This window comes from Xanthomonas sp. NCPPB 2933 (assembly GCF_056725225.1).
This window is the reverse complement of the sequence record NZ_CM161518.1, coordinates 4,502,553-4,520,781: the sequence shown is the minus strand read 5'-3', so window position 1 is coordinate 4,520,781 and position 18,229 is coordinate 4,502,553. Positions and strand designations below refer to the sequence as shown.

Here is an 18,229-nt window from a genome sequence, read left to right as displayed (position 1 = left end):
TGCAAGCGGCGTTGTGATGCCGCTTCGGCGCTGGTGGCTTCGACCGCCAGCGTGATTGCCAGAAAGGCCGGGATGCGCACGCATTCCTGCCTTTTGCGTTGCAGGGCGGGTGTTACCCAGCCGATCGCCAGCCGGCCCACGCTCGGCCGGGCGCTGAGCCCCTCAACCTCCGTTACAATCTGCAGCCCCGTTTCTGACACGGTTCCCCGGACATGATGGTCCTCGAGGGCGCTTCCGCCCTTTCGCCGTTCCGCCGCGCTCGGCTCGAAACCCGCCTGCAAACCCTCGTCCCCGCGCTGCGCATCACTGGCGCCTGGCACGTGTACTTCATCCGCGTCGAGGCCGGGCAAGCGCCCGACCAGGCCACCTTGCAGCGGATCCTGCAGGCCGAAGCGGCGCCCGCGCCGCGCGCCGAAGACGCCTCCTCGCGCTATGTGGTGCCGCGTCTGGGCACGCTATCGCCGTGGTCGAGCAAGGCCACCGAACTGGTGCGCGGGGCCGGGCAGCCGATCCAGCGTGTGGAGCGCGGTACCCGCATCGATCTGGCCGGCTGGCCGGACAACGACGCCGACCAGGCCGCCGTGGCCAAGCTGCTGCACGACCCGATGACCCAATCGCTGCTCGGTTCGGCGGCCGCTGCCGAGGCGCTGTTCAACGAGCCGGATCGTGGCCAGTTGCAGCACGTGGCGCTGGATGCGCTGGAGCAGGCCAACCGCGCGCTGGGCCTGGCCCTGGCGCAGGACGAGATCGACTACCTGCGCGAACGCTTCGCTGCGCTGGGCCGCGACCCGACCGACGTCGAGCTGATGATGTTCGCCCAGGCCAACTCCGAGCATTGCCGGCACAAGATCTTCAACGCCAGCTGGAGCATCGACGGCAAGCCGCAGGAACGCTCGCTGTTCCGCATGATCAAGCACACCCACCAGCAGACCCCGCAGCACACCTTGTCGGCCTATAGCGACAACGCCGCGGTGGTGGAAGGCGTGCCGGCCGCGCGTTACCGCCCGGATCCGGCCAGCGGCGAATACCGCAGCGAAGCGGTAGTGCCGTCGGCATTTGCGATCAAGGTGGAAACGCATAACCACCCAACCGCAATCGCGCCGTTTCCTGGCGCGGCGACCGGTGCGGGCGGCGAGATCCGCGACGAAGGCGCCACCGGCCGCGGCGGCAAGCCCAAGGCCGGTCTGACCGGCTTTACGGTGTCGCATCTGCGCATCCCGACCCTGCCGCAGCCGTGGGAGGCGCCGCGCGCGCTGAACCCGCGCATGGCCCCGGCGCTGGACATCATGCTCGAGGGCCCGCTCGGCGGCGCTGCGTTCAACAACGAATTCGGCCGGCCGAATCTGCTCGGCTATTTCCGCAGTTTCGAGCTCGCCGAAGGCGAGGGTCTGACCCGCGCCTACGACAAGCCGATCATGCTGGCCGGCGGCCTGGGCGCGATCGACCGCAATCAGGTCGAGAAGCTGCGCCTGCAGCCAGGCGATGCGGTGATCGTGCTCGGCGGGCCGGCGATGCTGATCGGCCTGGGCGGCGGCGCTGCCAGTTCGGTGGCGGCCGGCGACAGTGCCGAGGCTCTGGATTTCGCCAGTGTGCAGCGCGAAAACCCGGAGATGGAGCGCCGCTGCCAGGAGGTCATCGACCGCTGCGTGGCGCTGGGCACGGACAACCCGATCCGCTGGTTCCACGACGTGGGCGCGGGCGGCCTGTCCAACGCCATCCCCGAGTTGCTGCACGACTCCGGCGTGGGCGGCGTCATCGACCTGGGCCGCGTGCTCAGCGACGACCCCTCGTTGTCGCCGCTGGAACTGTGGTGCAACGAATCGCAGGAACGCTATGTGCTGGGTGTGCCGCAGGCGCGCCTGGACGAGTTCGCCGCGATCTGCGCCCGCGAACGCTGCCCGTTTGCGGCAGTGGGCGTGGCCACGTCCGAGGAGCGGCTGGTGGTTGGGTATGGCGTGTTTGGGGACGGGATTGGTGATTCGGGATTGGCGATTCGCAAAAGCGATTCGTCAGTTGCCGGGTCCGCCGTTGCTTTCAACCAATCCCCAATCCCGAATTCCCAATCCCGGCTCCCGATCGATTTGCCGATGGACGTGCTGTTCGGCAAGGCGCCGAAGATGCATCGCGATGCGGTGCATCCGGCCGCGCCGCAGTGGCCGGTGCTGCAGACCGCCACGTTGGACCTGCAGCAGGCCGGTTTGCGCGTGCTGGCCCATCCCACGGTCGCGTCCAAGAGCTTTCTGGTCACCATCGGCGATCGCAGCGTGGGCGGCTTGACCGCGCGCGAGCAGATGATCGGGCCGTGGCAGCTGCCGCTGGCCGATTGCGCGATCACGATGGCTGGATTCGAGACGTTTGCCGGCGAAGCGATGTCGATCGGCGAGCGCACCCCGCTGGCGTTGTTGAACGCTGCGGCGTCGGCGCGCATGGCGGTGGGCGAGGCGATCACCAACCTGTGCGCCGCACCGGTGCAGACGCTGGACAGCATCAAGCTCTCGGCCAACTGGATGGCCGCCGCCGGTCACGCCGGCGAAGACGCCTTGTTGTACGACGCGGTGCGTGCGATCGGCATGGAACTGTGCCCGGCACTCGAATTGAGCGTGCCGGTGGGCAAGGACTCGCTGTCGATGCAGGCGCAGTGGCAAGGAGCCGGGATTGGTGATTCGGCATTCGGGATTGGCCAAACGTCAGAGCCTTCCGCTGTTGCCAATCCCCAATCCCCAATCTCCAATCCCGTCACGCACAAGAGCGTTTCACCTGTCTCGCTGATCATCAGTGCGTTCGCACCGGTGGGCGATGTGCGCACGCAACTGACGCCGTTGTTGCGCAGCGACGAAGAGAGCGAGCTGTGGTTGATCGGGTTGGGTGGCGGCAAGCAGCGCCTGGGCGGGTCGGTGTTGGCGCAGGTATATGCCGATGATGCGGCGTTGCCGGCCTTCGGTGGCGAAGTGCCGGATCTGGACGATCCGCAGCGGCTGCGGAGTTTCTTCGAACTGATCCGTGCGGCGCGCGAGAGCGGCTTGTTGCTGGCGTATCACGACCGCAGCGATGGCGGTGCGTTTGCGGCGCTGTGCGAAATGGCGTTCGCCTCGCGGCAGGGTCTGGATATCACGCTCGATGCGTGGGGCGACGATGCGTTCCGCAGTCTGTTCAACGAAGAACTGGGCGCGGTGGTGCAGATCGCCAGCGAGGATCGCGCCGCGTTCGCCGATCTGGTGGAGCGGCATGCCTTGACCGAATGCGCGCAGCGCATTGCACGCCCCACCGGTGCGCCGCGCATCCGCGTGAGCGGACAGGGCCGGGTGCTGGCTGAGTGGCGTTGGGAAGAATTGTTCGATGCCTGGTGGTCGGTGACGCACGCCATGCAGAAACTGCGCGACAACCCGGACAGCGCCGACGAAGAGCGCGCGCTGGCACGCGACTTCAAGGCACCGGGATTGCGTCCGAAGCTGGTGTTCGATCCGTCTGAAGACGTGGCCGCGCCATTCGTGGCGACCGGTGCGCGGCCCAAGGTGGCGATCCTGCGCGAGCAGGGCGTCAACGGGCAGATCGAGATGGCCTACAACTTCGAGCGCGCCGGTTTCCGTGCGTTCGACGTGCATATGAGCGACCTGATCGAAGGCCGTGTGGATCTGGCGCAGTTCTCCGGTTTCGCGGCCTGCGGCGGTTTCAGCTACGGCGACGTGCTGGGTGCCGGCCGTGGCTGGGCCACCTCGATCCTGGAGCGTTCGGCCTTGCGCGATGCGTTTGCCGACTTCTTCGCGCGCAGCGATACCTTCGCGCTGGGCGTGTGCAACGGCTGCCAGATGCTCAGCCAGCTCAAGGACATCATTCCCGGTGCCGAGCATTGGCCGCGCTTTCTGCGCAATCGTAGTGAGCAGTTCGAAGCGCGCACCGCGTTGTTGGAAGTGGTGGAATCGCCGTCGCTGTTCCTGCGCGGCATGGCTGGCTCGCGGATTCCGGTGGCGGTGGCGCATGGCGAAGGCCGCGCCGAGTTCGACACCGTGGTGGATCAGGCGGCCGTGCGTGTGGCCCTGCGTTTCATCGATGGCGACGGCGCAGTGGCGTCGCAGTACCCGCTCAATCCGAACGGTTCGCCGGACGGCATCACTGGCCTGACCAGCACCGACGGCCGCGCCACCATCCTGATGCCGCACCCCGAGCGCAGCCCGCGCACGGCAAACCTGAGTTGGCACCCGGCCGACTGGGGCGAGGACTCGCCGTGGCTGCGGATGTTCCGCAATGCGCGCGTGTGGTGTGGTTGATGCTGTGCAGCTCTGCGGTGTGAGTTAGAGCGCCCGAAGCAACCGCTTCATTCGACGGCCGTGTGCAGCGATGCACACGGCCGTCGTCGTTTCGGCTGCTGCGTGCATGCATCTGCACGCGGTTTTCGCGGGTCGCTTGATCCTGCCCGCGATGCGCGTCGTCCAGAAGAGCGCATCGAACGCCGGTCCAGCCGCGCATGGTCAGACCCGCTTTCAAGCGATGCAAGCCGGCTTGTCTGCGGCAGGCGCATGCAAGGTTTCCTAATTCCATCGAGCGCCCGTGCATCGGGACTGCGCATGTCCGGCGGGCGTTGCAGCTGAGGCATGACCTTCGATTGATAACTCCCGATCAGTGCAGCTGCAGCCGCGCGTGATCGCATCGCAGTCGGGTGCGTCGCTGCTACATTTTTTGAATGTCGATACGTGGTTTACTTTAAGTAACTATAAAAAATACTAGGTATTTAGTTGGTGCGTTCGATGATGTCGCTTGTGTGACGTTAATCTCATCTGAACTTTTGGTTTTTCAATAAATTCATCCAACGTTATGAATCTCTGATTCGCACGGTTTCCGCTGCAAATTCACGTCTTTATCGCTGATTCTTTTGCGCGGGATTTTCCCGATGTAGAAGGTAAGCGAGTGCGTTTTCGATAAACCTCAGGGGGACCGTGCGACGCAGTCGTGCGGTGGTCGGTTTCTACATACCAGGCCAATGGGGAGTAAGGCGTTAATGAAGCGAATTCAATTGAATGCCGGTGGTGAGCAGTGTGCTCATCGCCGAACGGCGCGACGTGTCTGCGATTTGATAAACCCACCCTTCAGTCGAGTGCATCTGCACGCGAGCGGTGGGCTGGCGGCGGCGATGATGCTGGTACTCGTCGGCATGGCCGGAGTTGCCGAGGCCGCATCCCCGCAAGCGACCGCGATCACGCGCTGCACGGTGGCCAACGGTCAGCAGCATTGCGACACCGGGACTGCAACAGCGGCCGGTAACGCAGATCCCGCAGCCGCGACCACGCAGACCTCGGCCATACCGAACGCCGAGACGGATGTGCCGGCGTTCGCAGAGGGTCAGGACGCCCTGGCGCTGGGCAACGCAAGCAATGCCCTGGGCGATGGAACCAGCGCACTCGGCGGCGGAAGCCTGGCACTGGAGCGCGATGCGACGGCGATCGGGCATAACGCCTCGGCTGCAGGAGAATCGGCTACCGCCATTGGCGGCGTTGCAACGGTCTACGATTACGACGCGTCCGGTTTTGTCATCGGGCAACGCGAACAAGCCGCGCAGGCATCCGGTGTGGGCTCTACCGCCATCGGTGGTGGTGCACTGGCCAGCGATCCGTTTTCCACGGCGTTGGGCAGTGGTGCTGGTGCTGACGGTGTGCAGAGCACGGCACTGGGGTACCGCGCGCAGACGTTCGACGATGGGGCCACTGCGATCGGCGGTTTGTCCACGGCCAGTGGATTCCTCTCCAGTGCAGGCGGCTATTTGTCGCGTGCCAGTGGAGATGCGTCCACCGCTTTCGGTTATAGAGCGCGCAGCGAAGGTAGCAGCAGTATCGCGGTCGGCGACACCGCATTGGCTAGTGGCGTGCAGAGCGTGGTGGTCGGTGGCATCAGTAACTTCGGTTCGATCACCGCCGCCACCGGAACAGGCGGCATCGCGCTGGGCGCAGGGGCGCAGAGCCAGTCCGATTATGCGATTGCCATTGGCTACGATTCCAACATCTTCCCCAATCAGCCAGGCAACACCGATTCGGTGGCGATCGGGCACAGCGCCGGTTCGTTTGCGCCACGCACGGTGTCGCTGGGTGGCTTCTCATTGGCGATGGGCGATGGTGGCATCTCGATCGGTCACGACAGCACCGCCTACACTGAAAACAGTATCGCGTTAGGCGCGCGTGCCGGTACCTCGTGGTTCAACGGCAACAATACGGCGATTGGTGCAGATTCCGAAACCAATGGCATCGATGCGGTGGCAATCGGCTATGGCGCGCGCGTAGGCGATTTTGTCGACGATGCCTGGAATCGCTCGGCATCCAGCGCCGTGGCGTTGGGTGCGCGTTCCTACGCATACCGCAGCAACACGGTCTCGGTTGGCGATGTGCAGGCGGGGCTGACGCGTCAGATCACCAGCGTTGCTGCAGGCACCGAAGCCAACGATGCGGTCAATCTCGCCCAGCTCGACAGCGTGCGTGCTGTCGCCGATCGTCTCGACAGCACGCTGGCGATTGGCAAAACCGACGGGGATGAAACCGCTGCCTACGTGGACGGCCTGAATGCGATCGCGTTGGGGAGCGCAAGCAACGCGATCGGCGATGGCGCCAATGCGCTGGGCTCGGGCAGTCTGGCGCTGGGGCGCGATACGGTCGCTGTCGGGCACAACGCCAGCGCGGCCGATGCATCGGCGGTGGCGGTGGGCGGTGTTGCCTCTGTGCCGGTGTTCGACGCCTCTGGCTCAATCGTGGGCGCGCAGGAACAGGCCACCCTGGCACAGGCGCGCGGTGCCGTGGCGCTGGGGAGCGGGGCGGTTGCCGCGCGTACCTTCGCTACTGCGGTCGGCACGGGGGCCGCGGCCAGTGGCGAGCAGTCGATGGCGGCGGGGTTCAGCGCACGAGCGCAGGACGATGTTGCCACCGCTGTGGGCGCGTTCTCGACAGCGCGCGGTTCGGCGGCGTCGGCCTTCGGTTTCGGTGCGCTGGCCAATGCGAGTCTGACCACCGCGGTAGGCTTCAATGCCTCCAGCATCGGCGAGAGCAGCGTGGCCGTGGGCAGCCTGGCGGTTGCCGCCGGCGAGCGCAGTGTGACTGTCGGCGGCATGTCGCTGATCAGCTCCAACTTGCGGCCTGCAGGCGCCCTCGGCGTCGGTGGCGTTGCCATCGGCGCAGGTGCGCGCAGCGACGGCGATTACGCCATCGCGCTGGGCTACAACGCCAACGTCTTCTCCAACGACACCAATACCGACGCGGTGGCGATCGGCCATAGCGCTGCCTCGTTTGCGCCGCGCACCGTGTCGTTGGGAACGCTGTCGTCTTCCGAGGGCGCCGAGGCGATTGCAGTCGGCTACGACGCGCGTGCCGTCTCCAGCAGAAGTATCGCGATCGGCAGCGGTGCCACCACGTCGATCTTCTCTGGCGACAATATCGCGTTGGGAACCAATGCCAGGGCCGAGGCGCCCGATGCGATTGCGATCGGGCGCGATGCCAGCGTGGGCGTGTTCATCGGCGATACGGGCAGTGCCGCAATGGCCTTGGGCGTGCAATCGACGGCGCTGGGCAACAACAGTGTGGCGATGGGCTACAACGCCTTTACCCGGCAAAGCGGCAGCAACGCGGTCGCACTCGGTGCCAATGCCGGTGCCAGCGGTGCCGATTCGGTGGCCTTGGGCGCCGGCTCGCGCACCTACGAGGCCAACGTGGTGTCGGTGGGTAACGGCAATGGCCGCGGTGGTCCGGCCACGCGTCGCATCGTCAATGTGGGTGCTGGTGCAATCGCCACCGGCAGCAGCGATGCGATCAACGGTGGGCAGTTGTTCGGTGCCTTAAGTAACGCCGCCAGCTTCCTTGGTGGCGGTGCGGCGATCGGTGCGCAAGGCGTGTTCGTTGCGCCGACCTATGTGATCCAGGGCAGCAGTTACAGCAACGTCGGTGCGGCATTGACGGCGTTGGACAGCAAGGTCAGCGAGCTGGATGCGCGTAACGCGACGGCGTCAACGGGCGTTGCGGCACGTTCCTCCGCTGCGCGCGTCGCACGGGCGACAGCAACGGCGACGACGGTTGCACCAGTTGCGCAAACCCCGGCAGCCGCCAGCAGTCTTGCAGATGCGGCGACAGACGATGGCGTGCAGTCGACGCTGATGGCTGCCGACGTGACAACCGACAGCGCGCTGTCTTCAGCGACTGCAACGGCAAGCGGGCCTGCCGCAAGCGATGGCGTACAAGGCACGCCGACCGCAGCAGTGGTCGGCAGCATCACGCCGGCCGCAACGTCCACCGCTGTTGGCACGGCGGCAGTGGCCAACCACGTGACCGGTACTGCAATCGGTGGTAGCGCGTATGCGCATGGCCCCAACGACACCGCCATCGGCAGCAATGCACGCGTCAATGCCGATGGCAGCACGGCGGTGGGCGCCAACACGCAGATTGCGGCGGTGGCGACCAATGCGGTGGCAATGGGCGAAGGCGCGCAGGTCAGTGCGGCATCGGGCACGGCGATTGGCCAGGGCGCACGTGCCAGTGCGCAGGGTGCGGTTGCACTCGGCCAGGGCTCGGTCGCCGATCGTGCCAACACGGTGTCGGTGGGCAGCGTTAGCGGTGAGCGTCAGGTGGCCAACGTGGCGGCCGGCACGCGTGCCACCGATGCGGTCAACAAGGGGCAGCTGGACAACGGCGTTGCCGCTGCCAACAGCTACACCGACAGCCGCTATAGCGCGATGGCCGACAGCTTCGAGACCTATCAGGGCGATATCGAAGACCGCCTGCGTCGGCAGAACCGTCGCCTGGATCGTCAGGGCGCGATGAGCTCGGCGATGTTGAACATGTCCGCCAGCGTGGCCGGTATCGCCTCGCAGAACCGTGTCGGTGCCGGCGTCGGTTTTCAGAACGGCGAATCGGCGCTGTCGGTGGGGTATCAGCGTGCGATCAGCCCGCGCGCCACGGTGACGGTTGGCGGCGCACTCAGTGGCGACGACAGCTCGATCGGCGTGGGTGCCGGTTTCGGCTGGTAACGCGCATTGCATTGCATCTCGCAGCTGCTGCGTGTGCGGCAACTGCGTGCTCACTCATTCGTTGTCGCATTTCATCTTGAAGAGGACTTCATCGTGATTCATAACCATCGTTCCCGGACTCTTGCCATCGCTTGCAGCGCGGTCTTCTCGCTCGGTAGCGGCATTGCCACTGCCGCCACGTTGGATTCCAGTGTGAGCACTGCGCAACGCCAGCAAGCCATGCGCGATGCGCCGGTCGACGGCATCATCGTCAAATACCGCAGCGGCAAAGTGACTGCACGCAGCGTTGGCAATGCATCGGTGGCCACGATCACTGCAGCGGCATCGCGCGCAGCAGTGCAGTTGGCACCGGCGGCACGCAGCGGCAAGGCGGCCGTGCCCACGTATGTGCGCACTTTGGCGGTGGGCAGTGAGTTGATCAAGCTGCCCGCACAACTCAGCCGCAGCGACGCCGATCACCTGGTGCGCGAACTGCAGGCCGATCCTGCGGTGGAATACGCGCAAATCGACGTACGCATGTATCCGTTGCAGAGCAGCGGCGGCAGCTTGCCCAACGACCCGCTGCTGGCAACCAATCAATGGCATCTCACCGATCCGGTGGGCGGCATCGACGCGCCGGCAGCCTGGGCCACTGCCCAAGGCGAAGGCGTGGTGGTGGCGGTGATCGACACCGGCATCTTGCCGGGGCACCCGGATCTGGCCGGCAATTTGCTGCAGGGCTACGACTTCATCAGCGACAGCGGCGTCTCGCGCCGCCCCACCAATGCACGTGTGCCGGGTGCGCTGGATTACGGCGATTGGGAAGCAACCGACGGCGAATGCGGAATTTTTTCAGCTGCTCGCGACAGTTCCTGGCACGGCACGCATGTGGCCGGCACGATTGCCGAAGCCACCGGCAACGCCATTGGCGGTGCCGGTGTGGCCTACAAAGCCAAGGTGCTGCCGGTGCGCGTGCTCGGCCATTGCGGCGGTTCGTCTTCGGACATCACCGACGCCATCGTGTGGGCCTCCGGCGGCCATGTGGAGGGCGTGCCGGACAATCGCGACCCGGCCGAAATCATCAACATGAGCCTGGGTGGTTTCGGGCCTTGCGATTCGGTCACCCAGGCGGCGATCAATGCTGCGGTGTCGCGCGGCACCACGGTGGTGGTGGCGGCCGGCAACGATGGCTCGGATGTGTCCAGCGCAGTACCTGCCAACTGCGCCAACGTGGTGTCGGTGGCGGCCACCCGCCTGACCGGTGGCCTGGCGTACTACAGCAACTTCGGCAGCTTGATCGATCTGGCCGCACCCGGCGGCGGCGCGCGAGATCTGGCAACCGACACCTTGTACGATGGCCCGATCGGCAGCTGGATCTGGCAGACTGGTTACACCGGGAAAACCACGCCCACCTCCGGTCAATTCGCCTATATCGGCCCAGGATTTGCCGGAACCTCGATGGCGTCGCCACATGTGGCCGGCACTGCGGCGTTGGTGCAAAGCGCGTTGATCGCCGATGGCAAGGCGCCGCTGACACCGGCCGCACTGGAGCGCCTGCTCAAGCGCAGTGCGCGTGCGTTCCCGGTGCAGTTGCCGCTTGCTACGCCGGCCGGTACCGGCATCGTGGATGCGGGGGCTGCCATCGATCGCGCGCTGCGCCGTTGCGACGCAGGAGACGTGGGGTGCCAGGTGGATGCGCAACCCCTGCGCAACAGCGTGCCCGAGCGCGGGCTGTCCAACCTGGCCGGCGACAGCGGGGTATTCACCTTCGAAGCGAGCGCGGGTGCGGTGCTGAGTTTCATCAGCTTCGGTGGCAGCGGGCAGGCAGGGTTGTACGTGGCGTTCGGGCGTGAGCCCAGCGCCACCGACAACGACGGTGCCTCAACGCGCAGTGGCACCAGCCAGACCGTGCGCTTTACCGCGCCGCGCGCCGGCACCTACATCCTCAAGCTCGACGGCACCGAGTTCGATGGGGTGAGCCTGCTGGCGCGTCAGTGATCTGACGCATCAGGGCATACCGGCGGCATTCCGTCATTTCCCTGGCGCAATTAGGCTGAAAAGCGGCCGGTACCGCGCCTGCGTGGCACCGGTTTGCCAGCGTGGGGAGCGCTGGTGTGCCCGCTGACGCATTTCGCATCCGATTTTGCGCAATCAAGCCTGCTGGCGACCCGCCAGCGGGCTTTTTTGTCTGCTTTGGACATGCGTATTCAGCTTAGAAATGTCTTGCGAGACATGATCTAGGTCGCTGTTTTCCAAAGATTTATCAAAAAAATAATAAAAGCAAACAGAAGTGTGATGAAAAACACACTTAACTTCGCTTTTCGTCAAAAACTTGACGCCCGATTTGAGCGCTGTTAACACTTCGCTCAGTTCTATGGTTGGGTAGCGTTCACTTTTTGACTATCCAGGGTGCAGGCGTAAGCCGCCCACCGCCGTTAGGCACATGGCGCCAATCACCAGGGGAATCGCATGGCTGGAAGGCCGTTCGATGGTGGGTGTTCGCCAACAAACCAGTCCCAACTTCAGGAGTCGTGCGTCGATGAATCGGATTTATCGCAAGGTTTGGAACAAAGCGTTGGGCGTGTGGGCCGTGGCATCGGAACTGGCCAGTGGTGATAGCCCGGGAGCAGTGACCCCTGCCGCATTCATCGACCGCCGCCAGAGCCGTTGCCTGGTCGCCGCGATCGCTCTGGCGCTGGGTAGCGCCGGGATCGCCATTCCTCTTTCCGCGATGGCGCAGTCGGTCGAAGTCGGCGACGGTGCAGCGGCATCTGCCACCAGGACCACCGCCATCGGCAGCAACAGCCATGCAAGCGCCACCGGCGCAGTGGCAGCCGGCGCCGATAGCAGCGCCAGCGGTGTGAACAGCAGCGCGATCGGGCGCCAGACCAATGCCATCGGCGAGAACGCGGTGGCCATCGGCTACAATAGTTTTGTGCGCCAGAGCGGCGAAAACGGCGTGGCGCTCGGCGCCAATGCCGGCGTGACCGGTACCAACTCGGTGGCGTTGGGCGCAGGCTCGCGCACCCACGAAGACGACGTGGTGTCAGTGGGCAGCGGCAATGGCCGCGGCGGCCCGGCCACGCGCCGCATCACCAATGTCAGCGCCGGCGTCAACGCCACCGACGCGGTCAACCTGGCGCAGTTGCAGGACGTGGCCGATGTGGCCGACGACACCGCAACGTTCTTCAAGGCAACCCCGGGCGAAGACAGCGTCGGCGCGTATGTCGAAGGTGACAGCGCACTGGCTGCCGGCGATGCGGCCAACGCGGTGGGCACGGCGACAACCGCGTTGGGAACCGGTGCCAATGCCGTGGCCGACAACGCCACCGCCGTGGGCGCCAATGCGCTCGCCTCCGGGCAGAACAGCGCAGCATTCGGCCATAACGCACAGGCCAACGGCCCGGGCAGCGTGGCCGTTGGCGGCGCTGCGGTGGACGAAGATGGCCAGCCGTTGATCACCAACGGCGGGGTGCCGGTGGAGACCGGCGCCACCAGTGCCGGCGTCGGCGGAACCGCGGTCGGCGCCAGCGCCAATGCCGATGGATTTGCTGCATCGTCGTTCGGCGTCGGCGCGTATGCCGCCGGTGCGCAGTCCTCTGCGTTCGGTGCGGTTGCCAATGCGGCCGGCGATTACGCCACCGCGGTGGGCACGCAGACCAGCGCCAGCGGCACCAGCAGCACTGCGGTCGGTGGCCCGGTCGATTTCATTCCAGGTCTGGGTTTCTTCGTGCAGACCCAGGCCAGCGGCGAAGCATCCACCGCGCTCGGCGCCGGTGCGATCGCGTCGGGTACCTACACCACGGCGGTGGGCACGCTCAGCGAAGCCTCCGGCACCGAAGCCACGGCGGTGGGTTACTTCGCCTACGCACCTGGCGAAGGCGCCACTGCGGTCGGCCCGGAATCCTGGGCCAGCGGTGAATTGAGCACGGCGCTGGGCTATTACAGCACCGCACGCGGCGCCAACTCGGTTGCGTTGGGCGCCAACTCGGTGGCCACGCGCGCCAATACCGTGTCGGTCGGCGCGGCCGGCGATGAGCGTCAGATCACCAGCGTCGCCGCCGGCACCGAAGGCACCGATGCGGTGAATCTCGATCAGCTCACTGCCGTGTCCGAGGTTGCCGATACCACTGCGCGCACGTTCGTCGCCACGGGTGACGGCACCGCGATTGCCGAAGGCATCGACAGCGTTGCTGCCGGTTCCAATGCATCGGCAACCGGCGACTACAGCGCCGCATTCGGTTCGACCAGCTCCGCAACGGCGCAGGGCACCACTGCGATCGGTAGCGGCGCGATCGCTGCTGTGGACAATGCAACCGCGCTCGGTTTCAACAGCACTGCAGTGGCCGATTACGCCACTGCGCTCGGTGCTGACAGCAGTGCATCGGGCGAGTTTGGCACGGCGATTGGCGGCGCCAGTCTGGCAACCGGCAGCGGCGCCACCGCGCTCGGTTACGAGAGCATCGCCAACGGTGCCGATTCCACCGCGCTGGGTGCGGGGAGCGTGGCGTTTGGCGACACCAGCACCGCGGTCGGCGGAGCGAGCGTGGCGTTCGGTGAGGACAGCGCTGCCTTCGGTTCCAATGCCGCTGCCGGCGGTACCGCATCCACCGCCATTGGTGCTGGCAGCAGTGCTTTCGGTGAGCGCACTGTCGCGCTGGGCGGATCCAGCAATGCGTCGGGCGATGACAGCGTTGCGCTTGGTTCGAGCAGTCAGGCGTCTGCGTTGGGCACCACTGCGATTGGTAGCGGCGCAAATGCGAACTTCAACAACGCCACTGCGATCGGCTTCAACAGCGTTGCCAGCGATCGGTACTCCACCGCGTTGGGCGCCGACAGCACGGCGACCGGCTTCTACGGCACTGCCATCGGCGGGACCAGCGTGGCCAACGGGCGTGGCGGCACTGCGATCGGGTTTGAAAGCATCGCCAATGGTCTCGAATCCACCGCGCTGGGGTTTGCCAGCGTCGCGTGGGGCGACACCAGCACCTCGGTGGGTGCAGAAAGCACCGCGTACGGCAACCGCAGCGTTGCGCTCGGTATTACCGCCTCTGCCGGTGGTGACCTCTCCATCGCCATCGGCGACAACGCTTATACGGCCGGTGCGCGTTCGATCGCTCTCGGCTCGAACGCGGTTGGCTATGGCGATAGCACTCTGGCGATTGGCGCGGAGGCCTTCGTCGAAGGCAATCGCAGCATTGCGATCGGCGACGGTGCGCGGACCGCAGTCGACAACAGCGTTGCGCTGGGTGTTGGCGCGGTCGCCGATCGCGCCAACACGGTGTCGGTAGGCAACGCCGGTGGCGAGCGTCAGATCACCAACGTCGCCGCCGGTACCGAGGGCACCGATGCGGTGAACCTGGACCAGCTCAACGCGGTCGGTGAAACCGCAGAAGCCACCGCGCGTCTGTACACCGGCACCGGCGCCGGCACGGCCGATGCGCAGGGCGAAGACGCCACCGCTGCCGGTTCCAACGCCACTGCCGAGGGCGATTACAGCAGCGCGTTCGGTTCCAGCAGCCAGGCGATCGGTACCGGTGCATTGGCAGTGGGCAGCGGCGCCAGCGCCACTGCGCAGTTTGCCAGTGCATCGGGCTACAACGCGGCGGCCAGCGGGTTTGGCAGCGTGTCCAGCGGTGCCTACAGCCAGGCCAGCGGCGACTATGCGGTGGCGGTGGGCGGCGAGAGTGCAGCAGCAGGTGCGCAGAGCACCGCGTTGGGTGCAGCGGCAGATGCGTCTGGCGATGGATCGCTGGCGGCCGGTGCGTTGAGCGTTGCCAATGGCAGCGAAACCACGGCACTGGGTTACTTCGCCAGCGCCAGTGGCGACTCGGCCACGGCAGTGGGTGCAGAAAGCATTGCCGATGGCACCAGCGCAGCCGCCTTCGGCTTCGGCGCCGAGGCCAGCGCCAATTACTCCACCGCACTGGGCGGCTATTCCAGCGCGACCGGTTTCAACAGCACCGCGCTGGGTAATTTCAGCACTGCCAGCGGCTCCAGCAGCGTGGCGGTGGGTGGCGATGCAACCGCATCGGGCACCTACAGTCTGGCGGCCGGCCAGGGCAGTGTGGCCAGCGGCTACAACAGCGTGTCGGTCGGTGGCGCCTTGCTCGGCCTGTTGCCGACCGAAGCGTCCGGCGACTTCTCCACCGCACTCGGCGGCGCCGCATGGGCACCTGGCCTCAATAGCACCGCGCTGGGCAATTTTGCCGAATCCACTGGCGAAAGCAGCGTGGCGCTGGGCGCCGATTCGGTGGCCGATCGCGATTTCGCAGTGTCGGTGGGCAGCACCGGCAACGAACGTCAGATCACCAACGTGGCGGCCGGTACGCAAGGCACCGATGCGGTGAATCTGGACCAGCTCACCGCAGTAGCCGAAACCGCTGAATCCACCAGCAAGTACTTCAAGGCCAGCGGCAGCGATGACAGCGACGCCGGTGCCTATGTGGAAGGCGACAATGCATTGGCTGCAGGTGAGGGCGCCAATGCCACCGGCACCGGCACCACGGCGTTGGGTGCAGGCGCGCAAGCGGTTGCCGACAACGCAACGGCGCTCGGCGTAAGCGCCTTGGCCAGCGGAATCGGCGCAGCGGCGCTGGGCAACAATGCCCAGGCGACCGGCGAAAACAGCAGCGCCATCGGCAGCAATGCCTTGGCCAGCGACATTGGCGCCACCGCAAACGGTGCCGGCGCGCAGGCGATTTCGACCTACACCACCGCGCTCGGCAGCGAAGCGGTGGCCTCCGACAACCAGGCAACCGCGGTCGGTTTCCGCAGTGCTTCTTCCAATGTCGGTAGCACCGCGTTGGGCGGGTACAGCGAGTCCAGCGGCAGGCTGTCGTCGGCACTGGGCTATGGCGCGGTTGCGTCCAGCGACTACAGCACTGCGGTCGGTGCCGCAGCGCTGGCCTCTGGTGCCAGCGCCGTGGCGGTGGGTGAATTCAGCGAAGCCACCGGCGAAGAAAGCGTGGCCGTTGGTGGCAGCACGTTCTTCGGGTTCATCCCGGCGCGTGCTTCCGGCACCGGCGCTGCTGCATTCGGTGCGGGTGCGTGGGCCACGGCCGACTACACCACCGCGATCGGCTGGAATTCGTATGCCGATGGCGTCAACGCCACCGCATTGGGTCAAAGCGCCGCAGCATTGGCCGACAACACGCTGGCATTGGGTGGCGGCAGCCGCGCCGACGCGATCGGTGCCAGCGTCGTCGGTGTGGACGCTTCGGCGACCGGCATCAACAGCACCGGTGTCGGTCGTCAGGTCAACGTGATCGGCGAAAACGCGGTGGCAGTGGGCTACAACGCGTTCGTGCGCCAAAGCGCGGTCAACGGTGTGGCGCTCGGTGCCAATGCCGGCGCAACCGGCGCCGATTCGGTGGCGTTGGGCTCGGGTTCGCGCACCTATGAGGCCGACACGGTGTCGATCGGCAGCGGCAATGGCCGCGGCGGTCCGGCCACGCGTCGCATCGTCAATGTCAGCGACGGCCAGGCCGCCACCGATGCGGTCAACAAGGGCCAGCTGGATTCCCTGGCGGCCGATGTGCAGACCACCAACGGCATGGTGCAAACCACCGGTGAAGGCGTGGCCTCGGCAACCGGCGATCGCAGCAGCGCGGTCGGTGCAGGTGCCAGCGCCAGCGGCGCGCGCAGCGTTGCCATTGCCTCCGGCAGCCGGGCGTCGGCGACCGGTGCCAGTGCGCTGGGTGTGGACAGCAGCGCCAGCGGCGTCAACAGCACCGCAATGGGCCGTCAGACCAATTCCATCGGCGAAAACGGCGTGGCGCTGGGCTACAACTCCTTCGTGCGCCAGAGCGGTAGCAATGCGGTCGCACTCGGTGCCAATGCCGGTGCCAGCGGTGCCGATTCGGTGGCCTTGGGCTCCGGTTCGCGCACCTATGACGCCAACGTGGTGTCGGTCGGCAGCGGCGATGGCCGCGGTGGTCCGGCCACGCGTCGCATCGTCAATGTGGGCAGCGGCGCGATTGCCACTGCCAGCACCGATGCGATCAACGGCGGGCAGTTGTTCCAGTCGCTCAGCAATGCGGCCAGCTTCCTCGGTGGTGGTGCGGCGATCGGTGCGCAAGGCGTGTTCGTTGCGCCGACTTACGTGATTCAAGGTGCCAGCTACAACAACGTCGGTGCTGCACTGACCGCGTTGGACAGCAAGGTCAACGAGCTCGATGCACGTGGTGGTACCGCAACGGGCAGCACGGCTGCACGCACGGCGTCGCTGCGCACTGCATCGGTGCCTGCGGTTGCGGCGGCTGCGCAGATCGACGCGGTCACTGATGTCGCAGCTGCAAGCGCAAGCGTGCAGGGCACGCCGACCGCAGCAGTGGTCGGCAGCATCACGCCGGCCGCCACGTCCACCGCCGTCGGCACGGCGGCAGTGGCCAACCACGTGACCGGTACTGCAATCGGCGGCAGCGCGTATGCGCATGGCCCCAATGACACTGCGATCGGCAGCAATGCACGCGTCAATGCCGATGGCAGCACGGCGGTCGGCGCCAACACGCAGATTGCGGCAGTGGCGACCAATGCAGTGGCGATGGGCGAAGGCGCGCAGGTCAGTGCGGCTTCCGGCACGGCGATCGGCCAGGGCGCACGTGCCAGTGCGCAGGGTGCAGTTGCACTCGGCCAGGGCTCGGTCGCCGATCGTGCCAATACGGTGTCGGTGGGCAGCGTCGGCGGCGAGCGCCAGGTGGCCAATGTGGCCGCCGGTACGCGTGCCACCGATGCGGTCAACAAGGGCCAGCTGGACAACGGCGTTGCCGCTGCCAACAGCTACACCGACAGCCGCTACAGCGCGATGGCCGACAGCTTCGAAAGCTACCAGGGCGATATCGAAGACCGCCTGCGTCGGCAGAACCGCCGCCTGGATCGTCAGGGCGCGATGAGCTCGGCGATGTTGAACATGTCCGCCAGCGTGGCCGGTATCGCCTCGCAAAACCGCGTCGGTGCCGGCGTCGGTTTCCAGAACGGCGAATCGGCGTTGTCGGTGGGGTACCAGCGAGCGATCAGCCCGCGCGCCACGGTGACGGTCGGCGGCGCACTCAGTGGCGACGACAGCTCGATCGGCGTGGGTGCTGGTTTCGGCTGGTAACGCGCTGCTGCATGAAACGCAGCGGCGCCGAGTTGCGCCGCTGCGGTAGAGCAAGGCCTGAGGGGGCGGGTAAGGACCGTGGCTGGGCCGGCCAACGGATTCGCATGGAGTGATGGCCGTACCAGGAGTGGCTGACGAAACGCAGCGTGCCGTCCGCGGTT

At 66.3% G+C, this 18,229-nt stretch carries 4 protein-coding genes; all 4 read left to right on the top strand.

What is annotated here, in order from left to right; translation table 11 throughout:
- Positions 1–212: 212 nt before the first annotated feature.
- A complete protein-coding gene (gene purL / locus AC1PLU_RS19005) occupies positions 213–4,265 on the top strand; it encodes a phosphoribosylformylglycinamidine synthase (RefSeq protein WP_481093551.1) in 4,053 nt (1,350 codons plus the stop codon).
- Between the two features lie 860 nt (positions 4,266–5,125).
- Positions 5,126–8,989: a YadA family autotransporter adhesin gene (locus AC1PLU_RS19000; protein ID WP_481093550.1), complete on the top strand. Its 3,864-nt coding sequence runs from the start codon at positions 5,126–5,128 to the stop codon at positions 8,987–8,989.
- Positions 8,990–9,208: 219 nt separating this feature from the next.
- Positions 9,209–10,966 carry a S8 family peptidase gene (locus AC1PLU_RS18995; RefSeq protein WP_481093626.1) on the top strand — a complete coding sequence of 586 codons (1,758 nt, stop codon included), beginning with the start codon at positions 9,209–9,211 and terminating at the stop codon, positions 10,964–10,966.
- Between the two features lie 541 nt (positions 10,967–11,507).
- Positions 11,508–18,068, top strand: a complete 6,561-nt coding sequence (locus AC1PLU_RS18990; RefSeq protein ID WP_481106978.1) for an ESPR-type extended signal peptide-containing protein — start codon at positions 11,508–11,510, stop codon at positions 18,066–18,068.
- The last annotated feature ends 161 nt before the right edge of the window (positions 18,069–18,229 follow it).

What these genes read in the sequence shown, in the direction of transcription:
- AC1PLU_RS18995 (WP_481093626.1), top strand. Translation starts at nt 9,209, where the DNA reads ATGCGCGATGCGCCGGTCGACGGCATCATCGTCAAATACCGCAGCGGC.
- purL (WP_481093551.1), top strand. Translation starts at nt 213, where the DNA reads ATGATGGTCCTCGAGGGCGCTTCCGCCCTTTCGCCGTTCCGCCGCGCT.
- AC1PLU_RS19000 (WP_481093550.1), top strand. Translation starts at nt 5,126, where the DNA reads ATGATGCTGGTACTCGTCGGCATGGCCGGAGTTGCCGAGGCCGCATCC.
- AC1PLU_RS18990 (WP_481106978.1), top strand. Translation starts at nt 11,508, where the DNA reads ATGAATCGGATTTATCGCAAGGTTTGGAACAAAGCGTTGGGCGTGTGG.